Source organism: uncultured Propionibacterium sp. (assembly GCF_963539965.1).
Taxonomy (GTDB): Bacteria; Actinomycetota; Actinomycetes; order Propionibacteriales; family Propionibacteriaceae; genus Propionibacterium.
In genome coordinates this window covers 1-18,359 of record NZ_CAUTOU010000045.1, presented here as the reverse complement: position 1 = coordinate 18,359, position 18,359 = coordinate 1, and the positions used below count along the sequence as shown (strand labels likewise).

Annotated in this window: 15 protein-coding genes and 1 pseudogene; 8 read left to right on the top strand and 8 right to left on the bottom strand. The window is 68.7% G+C overall.

Annotated features, from left to right (window positions below; all coding sequences use genetic code 11):
• Nucleotides 1–104 precede the first annotated feature (104 nt).
• The 6 genes from R2N01_RS08210 (at nucleotide 105) to trxA (ending at nucleotide 7,966) form a co-directional block, all read left to right on the top strand.
• Nucleotides 105–2,177 (top strand): DUF6049 family protein, encoded by a 2,073-nt coding sequence (locus R2N01_RS08210; RefSeq protein ID WP_316670206.1) that lies wholly within the window; start codon nucleotides 105–107, stop codon nucleotides 2,175–2,177.
• A gap of 85 nt (nucleotides 2,178–2,262) precedes the next feature.
• Nucleotides 2,263–3,987, top strand: a complete 1,725-nt coding sequence (locus tag R2N01_RS08205; RefSeq protein ID WP_316670205.1) for a protein kinase family protein — start codon at nucleotides 2,263–2,265, stop codon at nucleotides 3,985–3,987.
• Between the two features lie 73 nt (nucleotides 3,988–4,060).
• On the top strand, nucleotides 4,061–4,780 hold the full coding sequence (locus tag R2N01_RS08200; RefSeq protein WP_316670204.1) for a histidine phosphatase family protein: 720 nt from the start codon (nucleotides 4,061–4,063) through the stop codon (nucleotides 4,778–4,780).
• 318 nt (nucleotides 4,781–5,098) lie between these two features.
• Entirely contained in the window at nucleotides 5,099–6,418 is a 1,320-nt protein-coding gene (locus R2N01_RS08195; RefSeq protein ID WP_316670202.1) for an extracellular solute-binding protein, read from the top strand.
• A gap of 197 nt (nucleotides 6,419–6,615) precedes the next feature.
• Nucleotides 6,616–7,569: a thioredoxin-disulfide reductase gene (gene trxB / locus R2N01_RS08190; RefSeq protein WP_316670201.1), complete on the top strand. Its 954-nt coding sequence runs from the start codon at nucleotides 6,616–6,618 to the stop codon at nucleotides 7,567–7,569.
• A gap of 73 nt (nucleotides 7,570–7,642) precedes the next feature.
• A complete protein-coding gene (gene trxA / locus R2N01_RS08185) occupies nucleotides 7,643–7,966 on the top strand; it encodes a thioredoxin (RefSeq protein WP_316670200.1) in 324 nt (107 codons plus the stop codon).
• Between the two features lie 218 nt (nucleotides 7,967–8,184).
• Here trxA and R2N01_RS08180 read toward each other — a convergent pair whose 3' ends face one another.
• The 8 genes from R2N01_RS08180 to rpmH all read right to left on the bottom strand — a co-directional run bounded on the left by R2N01_RS08180 (nucleotide 8,185) and on the right by rpmH (nucleotide 14,394).
• On the bottom strand, nucleotides 8,185–9,117 hold the full coding sequence (locus R2N01_RS08180; RefSeq protein WP_316670199.1) for a ParB/RepB/Spo0J family partition protein: 933 nt from the start codon (nucleotides 9,115–9,117) through the stop codon (nucleotides 8,185–8,187).
• Nucleotides 9,114–9,932, bottom strand: a complete 819-nt coding sequence (locus R2N01_RS08175; protein ID WP_316670198.1) for an AAA family ATPase — start codon at nucleotides 9,930–9,932, stop codon at nucleotides 9,114–9,116. Before R2N01_RS08175 ends, R2N01_RS08180 begins: the two co-directional genes overlap by 4 nt.
• 500 nt (nucleotides 9,933–10,432) lie before the next feature.
• Entirely contained in the window at nucleotides 10,433–11,128 is a 696-nt protein-coding gene (rsmG, locus tag R2N01_RS08170; protein WP_316670196.1) for a 16S rRNA (guanine(527)-N(7))-methyltransferase RsmG, read from the bottom strand.
• A gap of 641 nt (nucleotides 11,129–11,769) precedes the next feature.
• Nucleotides 11,770–12,351: a R3H domain-containing nucleic acid-binding protein gene (locus tag R2N01_RS08165; protein WP_316670194.1), complete on the bottom strand. Its 582-nt coding sequence runs from the start codon at nucleotides 12,349–12,351 to the stop codon at nucleotides 11,770–11,772.
• A gap of 126 nt (nucleotides 12,352–12,477) precedes the next feature.
• A complete protein-coding gene (yidC, locus tag R2N01_RS08160) occupies nucleotides 12,478–13,551 on the bottom strand; it encodes a membrane protein insertase YidC (RefSeq protein ID WP_316670192.1) in 1,074 nt (357 codons plus the stop codon).
• 17 nt (nucleotides 13,552–13,568) lie between these two features.
• Nucleotides 13,569–13,883, bottom strand: a complete 315-nt coding sequence (yidD, locus tag R2N01_RS08155) for a membrane protein insertion efficiency factor YidD (protein WP_399553263.1) — start codon at nucleotides 13,881–13,883, stop codon at nucleotides 13,569–13,571.
• The gene (gene rnpA, locus R2N01_RS08150) at nucleotides 13,880–14,251 is read right to left on the bottom strand and encodes a ribonuclease P protein component (RefSeq protein WP_316670190.1); all 372 of its coding nucleotides are present in this window, start codon (nucleotides 14,249–14,251) and stop codon (nucleotides 13,880–13,882) included. The genes yidD and rnpA overlap by 4 nt, the downstream gene beginning before the upstream one ends.
• Before the next feature lie 5 nt (nucleotides 14,252–14,256).
• Nucleotides 14,257–14,394: a 50S ribosomal protein L34 gene (gene rpmH / locus R2N01_RS08145; protein WP_316670188.1), complete on the bottom strand. Its 138-nt coding sequence runs from the start codon at nucleotides 14,392–14,394 to the stop codon at nucleotides 14,257–14,259.
• A 478-nt stretch (nucleotides 14,395–14,872) separates the two neighbouring features.
• Between rpmH and dnaA the strand changes: the two genes are divergently transcribed.
• Both dnaA and R2N01_RS08135 read left to right on the top strand, forming a co-directional pair.
• Nucleotides 14,873–16,333: a chromosomal replication initiator protein DnaA gene (dnaA, locus tag R2N01_RS08140; RefSeq protein WP_316670187.1), complete on the top strand. Its 1,461-nt coding sequence runs from the start codon at nucleotides 14,873–14,875 to the stop codon at nucleotides 16,331–16,333.
• A gap of 456 nt (nucleotides 16,334–16,789) precedes the next feature.
• A pseudogene (locus tag R2N01_RS08135) lies at nucleotides 16,790–17,530 on the top strand (ABC transporter ATP-binding protein); the annotation flags it as partial.
• Nucleotides 17,531–18,359 lie beyond the last annotated feature (829 nt).

The following is an 18,359-nucleotide window of genomic DNA, read 5'->3' as shown; positions in this document are numbered from 1 at the left end:
CCCCGCCGCGGCGGGGCGTGGGATGACGGCGGCCGATGGCCCGACCGGGAGTGAACACCGGCAACCTTGAGCGCCCTCACATGTCCACCGCCTACGATGGGCGGGTGAACCGAGACGCATCCTCGCAGACACGGCGCGCCCGGTCGTCCTGGTCGGCCGTGCTGGTTGCGCTGCTCGTCCTCGTCTCAGGCGTGCTCGGCCCGGGCACCGCCCCGGCGGTGGCCGATGACACGAGTGCCGCCGTAGCGATCACCGGCATCGACCCGATGGCAGTCGCGTCCTCGGCCGATCTGACGCTCACCGGTACTGTGACGAACACCGGGTCGTCGCAGATCACCGATGCCACGCTGCGCCTGTGGAGCGTCCGCGGGCCCATCACCAACGGCGATGCCCTCTACAACGCGCTGTCCAGCAACCAGAACCCGTCGAGCACCCCGACCGTGCACGGCGACGGCGCCTCCTCCCGGATCACCGAGCTGGCCGCCGGGGCATCCGCCCCGTACTCGCTGAAGGCCTCGTTCACCAGCCCCGAGGCGCTCGGCATGACGAGCACCTCCAGCGCCTATCTCGTCGGCGCGATGCTGCTCGACTCCGGGGGGAACCTCATCGCCTCCGCGAGCACCGTCATCGCCTACCCCGGTGGCAGCAGTTACCAGGCGGCGGCGGTCGCCGAGCTGTCCAGCGCGCCCTCGCTCGTGCCCACTACGGATGACAGCGGCGTGGCCGGGCAGGCCGTTTTCACCGATGACCATCTGGCCGACGAGATCGTCGACGGCGGCCGGCTTGACCTCATCGCCGACCTGGCCGAGACCGACGGAGTCACGGGCCTCATCGACCCCCTCCTGTGGGACGAGCTGACGGCCATGTCGGCCGGCTACCGGGTGCGCACCGGCCCCGAGACGACCACCGCCGGGACGGGCCAGGATTCGGCCGCCTCGTTCCTGGAGCGCCTGCGGCGCATCGCCGCCAACGGACGCAGCTACCGCACCCTGTACGGCTCCCCGGACATCACCGCCGTGGCCGCCTCCGGGCGCGACTGGCTCATCGGGGCCGCGACCGATGCCCTGGCCGACGGGCACCCGCTGGCCGGGCTCCCCCTGGCCGTCGCGACGAATGACTCGTCCACCTCGCAGACGGTGGTCGACATCCTCGATCAGATCGACCCGCAGCTCGTCCTCGCAGCCGATCTCGACGCCGACGGCGAGCTCTACCGGGCGGACGGCCTGACGATGCTGGCCACCCACGCGTCCATCGCCTCCGGCGCTCCCGGCGAGGGCTCCAACTCCGATGCCCAACGCGCGACCCGCCTGCAGGCCGAGCAGCTCGTCTACGCGCTGTCGGGCTCCCCGGCCGTCGATGTCGTCACCACCGCCGATGCGGCCCGCGCCGAACTGGCCGAGGCCACCGGGCGCACCCGCGTCACCGTCGAAGACCTCATCGTCTCGCAGCAGGCGGTCGCCATCAGGGTGCAGGCCACCACACCGAGCACGACGACCAACCGCACCGACGCGGAGCGCACCGCGCACGGCAGCATCGGCGTCTACGAGGAGCTCACCGGTTCCAGTACCGGCCTCGACGCGGACGCCCTGGCGCTGTCCATATGGAGTTCGTCCTTCACCAGCGACGACGCCGCCGCCGGGTACGTCCAGACGGCCCTGTCGCCGATCAGTTCGGCGCTCTCCTCGGGCGAGGTGAGCGTGCACATCAGCGAACGCCTCGTCATCCCCGACGACGACAGCGCCCTGCCCGTGTCGGTCACCAACACCATGAACGTGCCGGTCAGAGTGCGCATCCACTTCGCCTCCGACAACCCCCGGCGCATCTCGATCGCCGACACCGACGTGCTCGAGATCGACGCCGGCGACTCGGTCACCGTGCGCATCGCCCCCAGGGCCACGAGCAATGGCGACGTGCAGATGAGCGCGGTCGTCATGACTACCGGTGAGCGCGCCACCGAGATCGGTCCGCGCACCGAGTTCATCGTCTCGGCCAACAGCTCGGGGCGCGTCGCCTGGGTGATCATCATCGCCTCGGGCGCCGTGCTCATGACCGCGACCGCCTTGCGCATCAGACAGGTGCGCCGCGAGCGCGGCAGGCCCCCTACCGCCGGTGACGACGGAGGCGACGGGCCCGCCGGCGGGCCTGATGATGCCACCGACGACGGGGCCGCGGATTGACGCCCCCTCGGCGGGCCGATCCGAGGGCGGGGCGATTCGAGGGCACACTTGGACCTGTCCAGCCGACCAGGCAGCGAGGAATGACATGGAGCAAGCGCAGCAGGGGCCCGTGGCCGGAGGCAGGTCCGCTGCGCCCGCCAGGGGCGACGTGCTCGCCGAGCGCTACCACCTGGACGAGCAGCTGGACGCCGTCGGCCTCGCGACCACGTGGCGCGGCCGCGATGCGATGCTCTCCCGTTCGGTGGTCGTCCACGTCCTCGACCCGCAGGCCCCCACGACGCCGGGGGTCCTCTCGGCCGCCCGCCGCGCCTCGGTGGCCACCGACTCCCGTTTCCTGCGCGTCCTCGACGCGCTCGACGAACCGGTCCCCTTCATCGTCTGCGAGGACTGCCCGGGTACGCGTCTTCGTGAACTGCTCTCGTACGGAGCGCTGAGCGGGGTCGAGTCGGCCTTCGTCGTCCGCGAGATCGCGGACGCGCTTTCGCCCATGCACACCCGAGGCGTCTTCCACCGCCGCCTGACGCCCGAGAGCATCATCATCACGCCCAACGGCAACGTCAAGGTCGTCGGCTTCCTCATCGACGCAGCCCTGTCGGGCGAGGCCGAGGGCCCCGCCGCGGACCCGGCGGTGCAGGAGTCGGAGGACGTGCGCGCCCTCGGCAAGATCCTGTACGCCTGTCTGACGCAGCGTTGGCCGATACCCGCCGAGCGCCCCCAGACCAGGGAGTTCGGCCTGACCGCCGCACCGATGACCTCGCCCGAGGTCTCGAACACGCCCCGCTGGGTCCCGCCGATCAGGGTCAACCCGAAGACACCGTCCTCACTCGACGCCGTGTCCGTTTCGATCCTGACCCCGCGTGCCGGCACCAACCAGATCCGCAGCGTCGACCAGATCGTGCGCGCCATGAACCGCGTCATCGGCGCGGCCGATCCCGACGGCGACCTGGAGCAGCGCGTGCGCGCACTGGCCGGGCGCGCCGGGATGACCGGGACCGGCATGACGCCGCGCATCCACGCCCTGGCCGAACCCGTGCAGGAACCGCTCGTCGGCGACGACCTGGTCGAGCAGGCCGAGAGGCAGCGGATCACCCGCGAGGCCGCCGAGCAGCGCGAGGCCTTGCTGGCCGAGCGCGCCGAGGCGGCCGCTCGCATCAACGCCGAGAAGGTGCACCGGGCGCAGGCCGCGGCCAGGGCCCACGAGCGCGCGAACTCCTGGGAGGGCACGCGCACCTACCGCCTGCTGCGCTGGATGGCTCCGCTGTTCGTCGCAGTCATGCTCGTCATCGCAGTGCCCGGCATGGTCCACTCGTTCATGCACGACGGCGTCCGCAGGGCCGCCGCGCAGGCGCCGGTCCCCGTGCCCTTCACCGCCGAGTCGTTCGACCCGGTCGCGGACGGCGGCGAGGGCGGCGAGCACGCCGACGAGGCCGTCCTGGTGTCCGACTCCGACACCGGCACCGCCTGGCGCACCGATCTGTACTCCGACTCCGCGTCCTTCAACGGCCTCAAGCCGGGCTCGGGCCTGCTACTGGATCTAGGCCGACCGGTGAGCCTCGACTCGCTGAGCGTCCGGCTCGTCGGTGAACCAACGGCCATCCAGATCATGGTGCCCAAGGACGCCGAGAATCCCTCGCACGAGACGGTGAACGACTGGACGACGGTCGCCACCGACTACGCGTCGGGCGTGCTGGCCGACTTCACCTTCGACGCCGGGCTGGAGGCCCACTACGTGCTCGTCTACCTCACGAGCCTGCCGCCGGTCGACGGCGGCTGGCAGGGCGGCATCGGCGAGATCACGGTCACTGCCTGAGGCCACCTGCTGCGCCGCCGGGAACCCGTTCAGGCCCGCCCCCGCCACCGGGGCCCTGAATAGACTGCGCCATGTGAAGCTCCTCCTGATCCGTCATGGCCAGTCCTCCAACAACGCACTCGCCGCCGCCGGACACGCTTTCGAGGGGCGCAGCGCCGACCCCCCGCTCACCGATCTGGGCCGCACCCAGGCGGGGCGACTGGCGCAGGCCTTCGCCGACGGGCTGCTGCCCCGCCCGCAGGTGCTGCTGTGCTCACCGATGGTGCGCGCCGTCCAGACCTCCGTGCCGGTCAGCGAGGAGCTGGATGTGCCGGTCGAGCTGCTCACCGAAGCCTACGAGGTCGGCGGCCTGTACGACGGCGTGCCCGACGCCCCCATCGCCGTACGCGGAGCCGGTGCCGCCCGGCTGCGCGAGGTGAACCGGCGTGTCGTGGTACCTGTCGACATGGACGACGACGGCTGGTACGACAAGGGCGAGTTCGTCGAGGCCCCGGCCCAGGCGCAGGACCGCGGCTTCGCGCTCTTCGCCGATCTGGAACGCCGTTTCCACGGCGACGAGCGGATCGTCGGCCTCATCTGCCACGAGTGGATCATCCAGTACCTGCTGCGCGCCTCGCTGGACGCCGCCGGCGCGCAGGGCGCACCCGATCCGTGGGTCAACCTGCTCAATACGGCGACGGCCTACCTCGAGACGGGTCTTCCCGCACCCGAGCCCTACGAGGGCGCCGGTGAGACGGTGATCCATTGGATCAACCGCTTCGACCACCTGCACCCCCGGGAGCGCACCCACTAGACGGTCCGGGAGCGCTCGTGGACCCCCGCTGCGCAGGCCCCGCCGCGCTCCGGGCGCACGGCGGGCAGGTGGCTGCGGTGGGACGACGTCGGCCGGCCCGGACTGCGGATCACCTCGTATCCAATTCTCTAGTCAAAGACTTAGAAATGTGAATAATCCTCCATCAGCCTGCGGATCACACCATATTCACATGTATTGGAAATCCAATAGAGATGCCGATAGGTACTCAGAACCAGCGCGACGGTAAAATCGGGGCCGGACGCCGGCACCCGGGCACGGCATCGGGGCATCATGACGCCCCAGGCACAAGGAGGCACCGTGCGGCTGCAACGCAGGAACCTGCTGAGGATCGGCGCCGTCGCCGCTGCCGCATCCGGCCTGAGCGCCTGCGGCAGCGACGACGAGACCCGGCAGCCGGCCACTGCCGACAGCGCGAGCGCCTCGGCAAGCCCCACATGGCGCGACGCCAAGAGCACCGGCTCCGGACGCCTGTCGCTGCTCTCGGCCATGCTCGGCACCAGCGAACTGCAGGACCGCTACGCCAACAACGTCCTGACCGGCTTCTTCGGCTCCAGCTCCTATCAGATGGCCACCACGTACACGACGAGCGACAAGCTGCCCGACAAGATCCTCACGGCCCTCACCGGCGGCGACCTGGCCGATGTCGTCATGCCCGAGTACGGCTGGCTGCACTCCCTGCGCCGCCGCAACGCGCTCGAACCCGCCCCCGCCGATCTGCTCGACGACCTCGACGTCGACGAACGCTTCCTGAGCAGCTGCCGCATCGCCGACGAGTTGTACGGCGTGCCCTACACGATGGACCTGCAGGTCATCGGCTATCGCGTCGATCTGCTCACACGGGCCGGCATCACCGAGCCCCCCGGGACGCTCGACGAGCTGCGCGAGATGGCCAAGGAGCTCAATACGGACGGCTTCAGCGGCTTCGACCCGTTCAGCCCCGGCCTGACGCGGACCTGGGCCAATCTCGTCGGCGCCTATGGCGGCACCCTGTTCACCGAGGACGGCGACCTCGGCTTCAACGACGGCACGGGCATCGCGGCCCTCGACTTCCTGGCGGGTCTCATCAACGACGGCACGGCCGATCTGTCGACCATCCCCGGCACGGGAGAACCGCGCCTCATCACGCAGGGCAAGACGGCCATGGCGCCCATGGGCGCCGGCATCTGGGACGAGCTGGACGAGGCGGGCCTCGGCGACGAAGCGCACATCGCCTTCTTCCCGATGCCCCCCGGCGGCGGCGACGCCGATCCATCGGTCCTCAGGACCGGCACTGTGCTGAGCGTCTCGCGTCAGAGCAGGTACCAGGACGTCGCCTTCCAGTTCCTGCACTACGCGCTCGAGGACCAGCCGCTGTCGACGACCGCGGCGATGCTCCCGGCGATCCCCTCGCGCACGAATCTGCTCGTGACCAGCGAGGCCGCGTCCAACCGCATCGCCAATGCGGGCCTGGCGAACATCGACCACGCAGGGGTCATGCTCGGCGGCAGCGACGCCTGGCTCGACCTGCGCCCGGTCATCGAGGGCCAGCTGCGCCTCACGCTCGAGGGCAAGCAGTCGGCGGACGCGGCGATCGGCAACCTGGGCAGGGTCGTCACGGACTCCAAGAACGCGGGCTGAGCCCGGAGACCGCCACCGCCTCCCGCCTGCGGCAGGGGACCGGAATGAATCGGGCCCCTCGTGCGTTCCCCAGCAACCACGGGCTCCGATTCCGAGCCCTGACGGACGTTTCGCGACGGACCGCTCCTCGTGCCCGCGTAGGCTCGGGGTACCGCAGGGGCCCCGCCACCGGGGCGGACCCGACCAGGAAGGCGATCATGAACGACCAGCCCACGACCGACCAGCTCCGTGACGTCATCATCATCGGCTCCGGCCCCGCCGGCTACACCGCAGCCATCTACACCGCGCGAGCGGGCCTGGCCCCGCTCGTTCTCGAGGGCTCCCTCGACGCCGGTGGCGCGCTGATGACCACGACCGGGGTCGAGAACTTCCCGGGCTTCCCCGACGGCGTCCAGGGCCCCGAGCTCATGGAGAACATGCGCAACCAGGCCGGGAGGTTCGGCGCCGAACTCGTCACGGACGACGCGACCGAAGTCGATCTCACGGGCGACGTGAAGACGGTCAAGGATGCCGCCGGCAATGTCCACCGGAGCAGGACCGTCATCCTCGCCACGGGCTCGGGCTACCGCCATCTCGGCATCCCGGCCGAGGAAACCTACTCCGGCAAGGGTGTCAGCTGGTGCGCCACATGCGACGGCTTCTTCTTCCGCAGCAAGGACATCGCCGTCGTCGGCGGAGGCGACTCGGCACTCGAGGAGGCCGCCTTCCTGACGCGCTTCGCCAGCAAGGTGACGCTCATCCACCGCCGTGACCGACTGCGCGGCTCGGAGATCATGGTCAGGCGCGCCCGGGAGAATCCCAAGATCGAGGTCGCCTGGAACGCCATCGTCGTCGACATGCACGGCGACGGCAGGCTCGAATCCGTGACCCTGAAGGACACCAGGGACGGTTCCACCCGTGAACTGCCCGTCGAAGGCCTGTTCGAGGCCATCGGTTCGATACCGCGCTCGGCCCTGTTCAAGGATCAGGTCACCACCGATGAGGCGGGCTACGTCCTGGTGGACGGATCCTCGACGCGTACCAACCTGTCCGGCGTCTTCGCCTGCGGCGATCTCGTCGACCACGTCTACCGCCAGGCCATCTCGGCGGCCGGTACCGGTTGCCGCGCCGGATTGGACGCCGAGAGCCACATCGCCTCGCTCGACGACTGAACCCGTATCGATGATACCGGCGTGATCGGCTCCGCGGGAGCGGCCCCGCGCCACAACTCAGGAAGAGGATGCCATGAGCAACGTGATCGAAGTCACCGACACCACCTTCAACGATGTCGTCCTGGGGTCCGGCAAGCCGACCCTCGTCGACTTCTGGGCCGACTGGTGCGCCCCCTGCAAGCGCATGAGCCCCATCCTGGACCAGCTCAGCGAGGAGTACGGCGACAAGATCAATTTCGTCAAACTCGACACCAACGCGAACACCGCCGTACCGACCCAGCAGGGCGTCCTCGGCCTGCCCACCGTTCAGATCTACCGGAACGGCCGGGTCGTCAAACAGTTCCAGGGCGCCAAGACCAGGTCCGGACTGCTCAGGGTCCTCGAGGAGTTCCTCTGATGAGTACGGGAGGCACGCGGAAGTCGGCCTGAGAAGAGTCGGCCCCGTCGTCCCGGGGCCGCCCATGCGGCAGGCGCCATCATCGAGCCCGGTCACGGGAAGGGTCTGTTCAGTCCCGTCGAGCTGTTCGTGGCCGCTGCCGGGATCCGCGGCCAGACCGACGCGGACGCCGTTGGCGGGGCGTCTCCGGCGACCGAGACGCCCCTCTCCGTGCCTTGTCAGAGAGCCTTCCGTTCGGTTCGGAGGATGTCGAGGATGCGTTCGAGATCATCCTCGCCAGCGAAGTCGATCGTGATGCTGCCCTTCTTGCGGCCGATGTTCACCTTGACCCTGGTATCGAGGCGGTCGGCCAGGTCGTGGGCGATCGATTCGGCCCGCGGGTCCGGCGTCCCGACCCGCCTGGCACGGAACGGTTTCTCGACCTGGCCAGCGGTCAGCGTGACGATCTCCTCCGTCGCGCGTACGGAGAGCCCTTCGGCGACGATGCGCTGAGCCAGCTTCTCGGCCTTCAGCTGGTCATCAAGGGCCAGCAGGGCGCGCGCGTGCCCGGCTGACAGAACTCCCGCTGCGACACGGCGCTGGATGGTGGACGGCAGCCTCAACAAGCGGATCGTGTTGGAGATGTGCGGCCGCGACTTCTTGATGCGCGTCGAGAGCTGTTCCTGGGTGATACCGAAATCGCGCATGAGCTGCTCATAGGCGGCCGCCTCCTCAAGAGGGTTCAGTTGCACCCGGTGCAGGTTCTCGAGCAGAGCATCGGTAAGCATCTTCGAGTCATCGGTACTGCGCACGATCGCGGGGATCATGTCGATTCCGGCCTTCTCGTGCGCGCGCAGACGCCTCTCGCCCATGATCAACTCGTAGTGATCGTCATCGGTCCTGCGGACGACGACGGGCTGCAGCAGACCGACCTCCTTGATCGACTCGCTGAGCTCGACGAGCTCCTCCTCGCTGAACACCTGACGAGGCTGTCTGGGGTTCGGCCTGATCTGCGCGACGGGGATCTCCGCGAAGTAGGAGCCGTCGGGCATCGCGGCGGCGCCTTCGGTCTCGGCGGCGGCTCTCGTGTTCGGAGCCGATGACGGGGGAACATCGGTGCGCTGGAAGAGCTCGCCCAGACCCCGTCCCAGTCCACCGGCTCGTGCGCTCATGCCTGCTCCTCGGCTGCTCGGGCGGCGAGCTCCGCCGCAACTGTCCGGTAGGCGTTGGCCCCCACCGAGTGATCGTCATAGGTGATGACGGTCCTGCCGTAGCTCGGTGCCTCACTGACACGCACCGAACGGGGGATGACGGTCTCGAGGGTCTCGTCCGCGAAATGGCTGCGAACCTCCTCGGCAACCTGGGCCGAGAGCTTCGTGCGCCCATCGAACATCGTCAGGAGAACGGCCCACAACCGCAGGCTCGAGTTGAGTTCACTGCCAACGAGCTGGATGGTGCGCATGAGTTGCGTCACGCCTTCGAGCGCGTAGTACTCGCACTGGATCGGGATGAGGATGTCGGTCGCGGCGACCAGGGCGTTGACCGTCAGAAGACCCAGTGAGGGCGGGCAGTCGAAGAAGACGTAGTCGACCTCGTGATCCTGCATGTATTCGCGCAACGCCTTGAGGAGCCTCTGCTCGCGCGCCACCTTCGAAACGAGCTCCAGCTCGGCGCCGGCCAGATCAATGGTCGCGGGCAGGACGAAGAGATTCTCCGCCTCGGGAGAGGCGACGACCGCATCCTCGAATTTCATGTCATCCAGGAGCGCCTCGTAGATGCTGGGAGTCCCCTCGCCATGAGGAACCCCGAGAGCGGTGGACGCGTTGCCCTGCGGATCGATGTCGACGACGAGAACCCTCAGACCGCCCTGGGCGAGAGCGGCGGCGAGATTGACCGATGTCGTCGTCTTGCCCACGCCGCCCTTCTGGTTCGCCACGACGATCCGTCTGGGCGTCACCGGCTTGGGCAGCGCCTCGAAGGTCCTCACCGTTTCACGTGAAACATCCGTGACGGCCTGCGGAGGCTGCGCCCGTTCGGGGGCGGTCGTGTCAGCGAGGGCGGCAGGCTCCTCTTCGACCGGGACGGATCCCCGAGGATTCTCCTCCGTCGCGGTCCGGACGCCAGGGGAGTCGGCGGATACGGCATGCTCATCGCCACCTGCCACCGAGGCTGCAAGCCCTGAATCAGGGACCGGATCGATGGCCCCGGCCGGCTTCTCGGCCAGCCGTGCTGTTTCACGTGAAACATCGGGGTGGCGGCGCTTCAGCAGGAGGGATGTACTGGGATAACCGAGCGGACGCGTCCACGTGCGTCGCTTGGTGCAGGGCCAACCAGAAGGCAAATCCGTCACGCGAACACCATCCGAACTCTCGTCAACACCAACACCGTCAATCCTAACCGGCGGCATCTTGAACCGGGAGATGAGTCCCGGCCCTGGGGACGCAGGACGAACGTCTTGCCAATCGCCCATGATGACGCTGCCCGCGCTCATCCCGGTTGCCCGGTCCGGGCCCGGGTCACTTTCACGACATTAGTGGCCTCGGCCTTCGGGTGCGCGCGAACATGCATGACTTCGGCGATCAAACCGGATGCCTCCAGCAGATCGGCGGCCTCGGCGATCTCTTCCTGAACTGAATCGCCCTTGAGGGCAAGGAGCCGGCCATTCGGGTGGAACAGCGGAGTCGTCCAGCCGAGGAGCTTCGTAAGACGTGCCACGGCGCGGGCAGTGACGACCTCATAGGTGGTGGAGCAATCCTCAGCACGACCACGGCTCACAGTGACGCGATCAGTCAGGCCGAGTTGGTCAACGGTCTCCCCGAGGAAGCGCCAGCGTCGAAGCATGGGTTCGAGCAGAGTGATGCGCAGATCGGGACGGGCGATCGCGACGACAATACCCGGTAGGCCGGCACCGCTGCCGACATCGATCACATCGGTGCCCTGGGGGAGCACCTCGCAGAGGGCCGCGCAGTTGAGGATGTGCCGTGACCAGATGCGGGAGGACTCACGCGGGCCGAGCAGGCCCCGAGCGATCCCGGTTGAGGTCAGTTTATCGACATATATCTTTAGCAACTCATGGTTCTCTTGATAAATTTCGGATGCCTGCGCCTCGGCCTCCCCTTCGAGCCGGGCAAGAGCCCCAGGCTCCTCGACGCCAGTCCGGACGCCGCTCTTCCGCCTCACCATCGATCCTCCCAATCATCCGGTGCTCCAGGGGCCGGGGCCCATCCATCCTGCCGCAGGACCGAAGGACCTGCCACCGGCTGGTCCACCGCTCGTGTCCGAGCAGCGGACACCGGGGAGAAGGCCGGGCTGGGAACGGGGAGACCACGGCGGGCCGGGGGAAGGAGGAGTTAGTTGCGAGAACACGGAGCACCCCGCTAAGAACCGCTCTCACAAAACTCATTGAAAAGTTTATCATGAATTCCGACCACCCGCTCAGTGCACATTCCTCGATGATCCGCCGAGGCCCCCGCGCTGCCAGTCCTCACCGATCGAAGCCCGACAGGTCTCCATCGATGATCCAGCACTGGGAGCCCTCGTCCCGTCACGGGGCCGATGCACCACACGACGCATGCATGACGGGCTCGCACGGGTGCCCGCCCCGACGAGGATCATGGGTCCCCGTCCGGCTCAGCGAGGTCGGCAGGGGACCGACCGGTTCCCCGATCGCGTCAGCGTCATGGTGGGACCCGGCTCCGGGAAGCACTCGACTCGGCTCCACGCGCTTCACGTGAAACCGGCCCGGTGCCAGAACCCCGGGAAACGCCCAGGGATCAGGGGAACGCCGCCGCCATCCGCATCTCCGACAGGCGTCCCCTCGCTCCTCACCCGGCAGGCCGAATCACGACGCATCGCTGGGGTTCGGTGCCCTCGGACTCACTGGACAAACCGGCCGCCGCAACGGCGTCATGGACGATCTTGCGCTCGAAGGGGTTCATCGGGCTCAGGCGAACGGGCCCGCCGGACTCGCCGACCTCATTGATGGCGTCCCGAGCCAGCATCTGAAGCTCCCTGCGGCGCTGCTCGCGATGGCCGGCGATGTCCAGCATGAGGCGGCTGCGATGACCGGTCTCGGTCATGACGGCCAACCGGCTCAACTCTTGCAGGGCCTCGAGGACCTCGCCGCCCTCGCCGACCAGTGTCCTGTCCTCGGTGACGATCGAGATGTGCGCACGGCCGCTCTCGGTGTAGGTGTCGATGTCGCCGTCCATGTCGGCGATGTCGAGCAGTTCCTCGAGATAGTCAGCGGCGATGTCGCCCTCGGCGATCAAGTCCTCCTCGAGGGCCTCGGCCTTCGACCTCCCCTCCGGCTCGGGCTCCTCCTCGGGAGTGCCCTCGACGTCGACGGTCCCGGCGGCCTCGCCGACCCGCTGCTCGTCCTCGTGCTCCTCAGTACTCTCGCTCATGAGATCTCCTCGTGCATGGGTCATGACTTGTCCGCCCGTCGGCCGGGCAGTGGTGTCGTGCTCCGCGCGGCCTCCCGGCCCATCGGCGGGCCCGGGCACGCACGTCGGTCGGGTGCGCCCGTAGGATCACCGCCTGCGCTGGGACTTGGTCTGACGCACCGGCTGACGGCGGACGACCTGGCGCTGGGGGCCGCCGCTGGAGAGAGCCGTCCGGCGGGTGGTCCTGCGGGTGGTGCCCTGGCGATTGACGACGGCGTGGCCCTCGGCATCGGTCTTGATGGCCTCTGTGGGCCCTGCAGTGCGCGGCTTCCTGCGAGCGCGGTCGGCGCGGGCGCGCTCGATCTGCTTGGGGTCGCGGCCCCTGGCCCGCATGCGATCCTCCCACTCGACATAGGCGGGGGTACCGGGGGTCGGGTAGTTCCGGATGATGACGTACTGCTGAACCATCGTCCAGATGTTCGTCGTGAGCCAGTAGAGCAGCACGCCGATCGGGATCGCGATACCGCTGAACAGGTACATCATCGGGAACAGGTACAGCATCATCCTCTGCTGCTGGGCCATCGGCCCGGTCTGCGTGCTCGGGGGCATGTTGCGCTTGAGCATGTGCAGCTGCTGGAAGAACATGAGCGCGGTCATCGCGATGACCAGGACCATGGCGAAGATCTGAGTGGCGCCGAAGCCGTCGCCGAGGGGCCAGAAGGTGCCTGACAGCTTGGCGCCGAAGATGTGCGCACTGCTCAACGAATCGACCAGGGCGGGGTCCCGGCTCAACCAGTAACCCCTGACATTGGTGCCCCGCGAGGCGGAGTTCAGCACCCGGAACAGCGCCCAGAAGATGGGCAGCTGGATGAGCAGCGGCAGGCAGGAGGACATCGGGTTGACGCCCTCCTCCCGGTAGAGCTTCATCGTCTCCTGGCCCAGGCGTTCGCGGTCGGCGCCGTACTTCTTCTGCAGGGCCTCGAGCTTGGGCTGGACGGACTGCATGGCGCGCGAGGAGTTCAGCTGCTTGGCGTACAGGGGCATCATCAGCAGACGGACGAAGCAGGTCAGCAGGACGATGGCGAGGAGCCAGGTGAAGCCGGAGTCGGGGTTCATGAACCGCGCGAGCAGCCAATGAGCAGCGACGATGATGCCGCTCACGGCCCAGTACAACGGCTGCATGATGGCCGAGCCGATGTCGCCCAGGCCCATCAACGTCATGAGAAGATTCAACTCATTCACCTCGTCGGGGTGCACTCGTCGTTCGCCGGCGAGTGCTCGTCGGGGCCGGTGCCCCTGGTGTCGTTGTCCGCTTCGGCCGCGAGCCGGGCTTCGAGCACAGATCCGGGCACGGGATCGATCCCGCCCGTGGACCATGGATGGCAGCGCGCCAGGCGCCGTACGGTGAGCCAGCCGCCCTTGAGCGCGCCATGCAGTTCAAGGGCCTCGAGCCCGTACGCCGAACACGTCGGGTAGTACTTGCACACATCGCCGTACAGGGGCGAGATGAACGCGCGCCAGCCCTTCACGAACGCGATCAGCAGATGTTTCACGTCCGGGCCTCCAACCGCTCGATTCCCCTGCACCAGGCCGAGGCGAAATCCTCGGCGAGGCGACCGGGTTGCGCGGCCACCGCCGGAAGCACGCGGACGACGACGCGCAGATCGGTGCGCACCCCGGCCTCGAGCTGCGCTGCGGCCAGATGACGCAATCGGCGCTTCACCCTGTTGCGGGCAACGGCATTGCCGATCTTCTTGGACACGATGAAACCGACCTGCGCCGAAACCCGATCGCCTCCCGGGACGGCCGGCTCAGCGAGGTCGGCGTGCACGACGAGCGTCGGTCGGCCGACCCGCACACCATGGTGCACGACGGCCCTGAAGTCCTCGGACCGTCGGAGCCGCGCCGGCGCGGGCAACACTGTCCTCAGGCGGACAGCTCGGTGCGGCCCTTGCGACGGCGGGCCGACAGGATCGCACGGCCGGCGCGCGTCCTCATGCGGGCGCGGAAACCGTGGGTGCGGGACCGACGACGGTTACTGGGCTGGTACGTGCGCTTGCTCACGGGAAGGCTCCCCAATGTGTGTACTGACAGGGCGTTTCGCATCGCCATCGCCGGCTCGCCGCCCGGTTCCGAGCAGATCGGAACCAGTTGATGAACCCGCGAGGGCGTCCGCTGACGCCAGCGGCCTGTCAAGTCTAGGTCCTGGCGGACGCATCCACAAAAGCGACGACTCGGCAGAGGAGTTACTCCGATGTGATTATTCTCGTCCAGTCCAGCCGACACGCCGTCGGGACCACAGATTTCGTCGCCCCGTGTTGCGAGATCAGATCATCGCCGATACCGTTGCCGGAGCCAACCGCAGCACGGTCCACGACAAGCCCTTCCCGGCGTGTGGGGCTCACGGTGTCCACATGCACCCATGCTTGTGGACAATTCTGTGGACAGGTGTATAACCGACTAGTCAAACTGTGCAGAGCAAACACCTTCGGCCCACGCAACACCTCGGCGGTGGACGCAGGTACGCGGAGGGGGAGACGGCGTGGCGACCGAGCCTGGCGGAACCCGCAACGAGCCTGACTTCAACCGGGCATGGGAGCACGTCCTGACCGAGTGCGGCGCCGATGGCGGCGCCTTCCTGCGGAACGCGAAACCACTGACCGTCCACGAGTCGACCATCATGATCGCCGTGCCCAACGACTTCACCCGCGAGCGCATCGAGACGAAGATGCGCGGCACCCTCGAAGAGGCGCTCAGCGACTACTACCGCCGTTCGATGCACCTGGCGATCACGATCGAACCGGATCTCGAGCTCGACCTGCGCGCCCCCGACCGCAAGGACGAGGCCCTCGAACCCGACGACGTGGAGGAGGCCCCCGCCCGTTTCGTTCCGCGCAAGGGCGCCCCGCCACTGCTGTCGAGCAGGCCCCCCAGGCCCTCGTCCTCCCCCGAGCAGAACGGTTCCGAACGTCTGAACCCGCGCTACACCTTCGACAACTTCGTCATCGGCGCCTCGAACCGCTTCGCGCATGCCGCCGCCGTGGCCGTGGCGGAGGCGCCCGGCAAGGCGTACAACCCGCTGATGATCTACGGCGAGTCCGGCCTGGGCAAGACGCATCTCCTGCACGCCCTGGGGCACTACGTCCTGGACTACTACGAGGGCGTCCGCGTCAAGTACGTCTCCACCGAGGAGATGACCAACGAGTTCATCAATGCGGTCGGCGAGAACCGTACGGTCGAGTTCCGCCGCAAGTACCGCGACGACGTCGACGTGCTGCTGATCGACGACATCCAGTTCCTCGAGGGCAAGACGCAGACGCAGGAGGAGTTCTTCTACACCTTCAACGCCCTGCACAACGCCCAGAAGCAGATCGTGCTGACCTCCGACCGGCCGCCCAAGGCGCTCGAACAGCTCGAGTCGCGCCTGCGCAGCCGCTTCGAGTGGGGCCTGATCACCGACATCCAGCCACCGGACCTCGAAACGCGCATCGCGATCCTCCAGCGCAAAGCCACCACCGAGCAGTTGCTCGTGCCCACCGACGTGCTCGAGTTCATCGGTTCGCGCATCCAGACGAACATCCGAGAGCTGGAGGGCGCCCTCATCCGCGTGACGGCCTTCGCCTCCCTCAACCGGGACCCGGTCACCCTCGAGCTGGCCGACCGCGTACTCGTCGATCTGATCCCCGACGGTGCCGACGCCGACGTGAGCGCCCAGCTCATCATCAGCGAGACGGCCAGGTACTTCGACGTCCCGGTCGAGTCGCTGTCGAGCTCGAGCCGGACCCAACCGCTCGTCCTGGCCCGCCAGATCGCCATGTACCTGTGCCGTGAGCTCACCGACCTGTCACTGCCGAAGATCGGCCAGGAGTTCGGCGGTAAGGACCACACCACCGTCATGCACGCCGACCGCAAGATCCGCGAACTCATGCGCAAACAGCGCAGCGTGTTCAACCAGGTGTCCGAGCTCACGAACAGGATCAAGCAGGCCGCTGCGCGCGGCTGACCGTCATCCCCGCCGATCCCCAGCCCGGCGACCCGGTTGTGGACAACTCCGGCGGCCCGGTGGACCGGCTGTGACCGGCCGTCCCCAGGGGTGGGAGAAATCCACTGGCACCGACCGGCCATCCACGCCCCGTCAACAGGCCGTCCTCATGACGATCGCCCTCCGGCAAGGGGGAACCGGAGTTCTCCACAGTTCCCACAATGGTTAGGAGGATGAGTCGTTTAACCAGTTGGAGGGATCTTCGAAACAGGCCGCCGGTGGATCGGTGGACGACCGCCGGACGAGCCGCCCACCGGCCGTCCGGTGCTCGGCGATGACATCGGCGAGCGGCGGAGTGATCGCCGACCCCGGCCGGTCAGTGCGCCGAGATGGGTGATTTCCCATGATGCCGGCCCCGGCCGTGCACGGGGCTCACCGGATAGGCTGGGTTGGCCGTCAGAACCATGGAGGCCCGTCATGTCCGTATCGGAGAGCCCGTTGTCGCAGGTCGCTGCGTACACGCGCAATCTGACCAAGATCTACGGACAGGGCGACGCCAAGGTGACGGCGCTCGACCATGTCGACGTCGGTTTCAGCAAGGGGCGCTTCACGGCGGTCATGGGTCCCTCGGGTTCCGGCAAGTCCACGCTCATGCACTGCGTGGCCGGCCTGGACCAGCCCACCAGCGGGGACGTCTTCATCGGTGACACCGCCATCAGCGTGCTGCGCGATTCCAAACTGACGGCCCTGCGCCGCGACCGCATCGGGTTCGTCTTCCAGGCCTTCAACCTGGTCCCGACGCTCACCGCCCGCGAGAACATCGAACTCCCGCTGGCCATCGCCGGCCGCAAACCCGACGAGGACTGGTTCGACAGGGTGATCTCCGCCGTAGGTCTCGGCGAGCGCCTCACCCACAAGCCGTCCCAGCTGTCCGGCGGCCAGCAGCAGCGGGTCGCCTGCGCCCGTGCCCTGGTCAGCAGGCCCGACATCATCTTCGCCGACGAGCCCACCGGGAACCTCGACTCGCGCAGCTCGGCCGAGGTGCTCGACTTCCTGACCCGCTCCGTGGCCGAGATGGGCCAGACGGTCGTCATGGTCACCCACGACCCCACGGCCGCCGCCTACGCGAACCGAGCGCTCTTCCTCGCCGACGGGCACATCGTCGATGATCTGGCCGACCCCACCCGCGAGAGCGTCCTGGAGCACATGGCGCACCTCGTCCCCGATGAGGAGTCCGCGGCGAGGAGAACCGTGGAGATCCCGGCGGTGCGCACGCGCACCACCAGGACCCTGACCAGGGCCCCTGCGGTACCGGCCTCTTCAGGTGCCGGTTCCTCGGGCGGCGGCAAGGGCGCCGCCCCTGTGCGCCGCGCCCCTCGGGCTCCCGGATCCACCGGGCAGTCCTCCCCCCGCCCCGTCGCCGCGCCGCGCCCCAAGACCCGCGCCCCGGTGCAGGGGCCTGCCGCGCACCCGGCCGCTCCCGTCCCGGTTCGGGACCCGTCCCCCCGGCCCGTCGCCAAGGCGCCCATCGCACCGGTTGCGCTCCAGGGACGGATCGCGCCCCCGCCGGCTGAGGCGCCGGTGCCGAGAGCTCCTGCCGTCCGGACGCGGGCGGCGCAGTCGGCAGCCGGATCGCGCCCCGCCGGTCCCCCGGCGGTCGGTACGGGCCCCGGCGCACTCACGAGGTCCCCCGGCGCGACGTCCGGGCCCGCCCCGGGTCGTTCCTCGACGTCCGGTGCCGCGAGCCGTGCCCCCGCCCCCGCGCCCGGACCAGCGGGTGCGCGCCCGGCCTCAGCCGTCTTCGCCCCGAGACCGGCGCCCCGCCCCTCCCCGCCGCCACCTGCGCCCCCTGCACCAGTGACGCCGGTGGGGAACCCCTCGCCCGCCCCGGCGGCGATCCGTCCGATCGCACCGGCACCCGTGCCCACTCCGCACGCACCGGCCTTCCCGGCATCGGCGGCCGGCTCCTCCCACCCCGTCATCCCCGCGCCGCTGCGGATCACGTTCCAGCCGTCGGACCCCGCTCCGCCGGTGCCGCCCGCGCAGG

Excerpts from the sequence above, each read along its gene's own strand:
- R2N01_RS08180 (WP_316670199.1), bottom strand. The coding sequence starts at position 9,117 with ATGAGCGCACGAGCCGGTGGACTGGGACGGGGTCTGGGCGAGCTCTTC.
- rsmG (WP_316670196.1), bottom strand. The coding sequence starts at position 11,128 with ATGGTGAGGCGGAAGAGCGGCGTCCGGACTGGCGTCGAGGAGCCTGGG.
- trxA (WP_316670200.1), top strand. The coding sequence starts at position 7,643 with ATGAGCAACGTGATCGAAGTCACCGACACCACCTTCAACGATGTCGTC.
- R2N01_RS08165 (WP_316670194.1), bottom strand. The coding sequence starts at position 12,351 with ATGAGCGAGAGTACTGAGGAGCACGAGGACGAGCAGCGGGTCGGCGAG.
- R2N01_RS08205 (WP_316670205.1), top strand. The coding sequence starts at position 2,263 with ATGGAGCAAGCGCAGCAGGGGCCCGTGGCCGGAGGCAGGTCCGCTGCG.
- trxB (WP_316670201.1), top strand. The coding sequence starts at position 6,616 with ATGAACGACCAGCCCACGACCGACCAGCTCCGTGACGTCATCATCATC.
- yidC (WP_316670192.1), bottom strand. The coding sequence starts at position 13,551 with ATGACGTTGATGGGCCTGGGCGACATCGGCTCGGCCATCATGCAGCCG.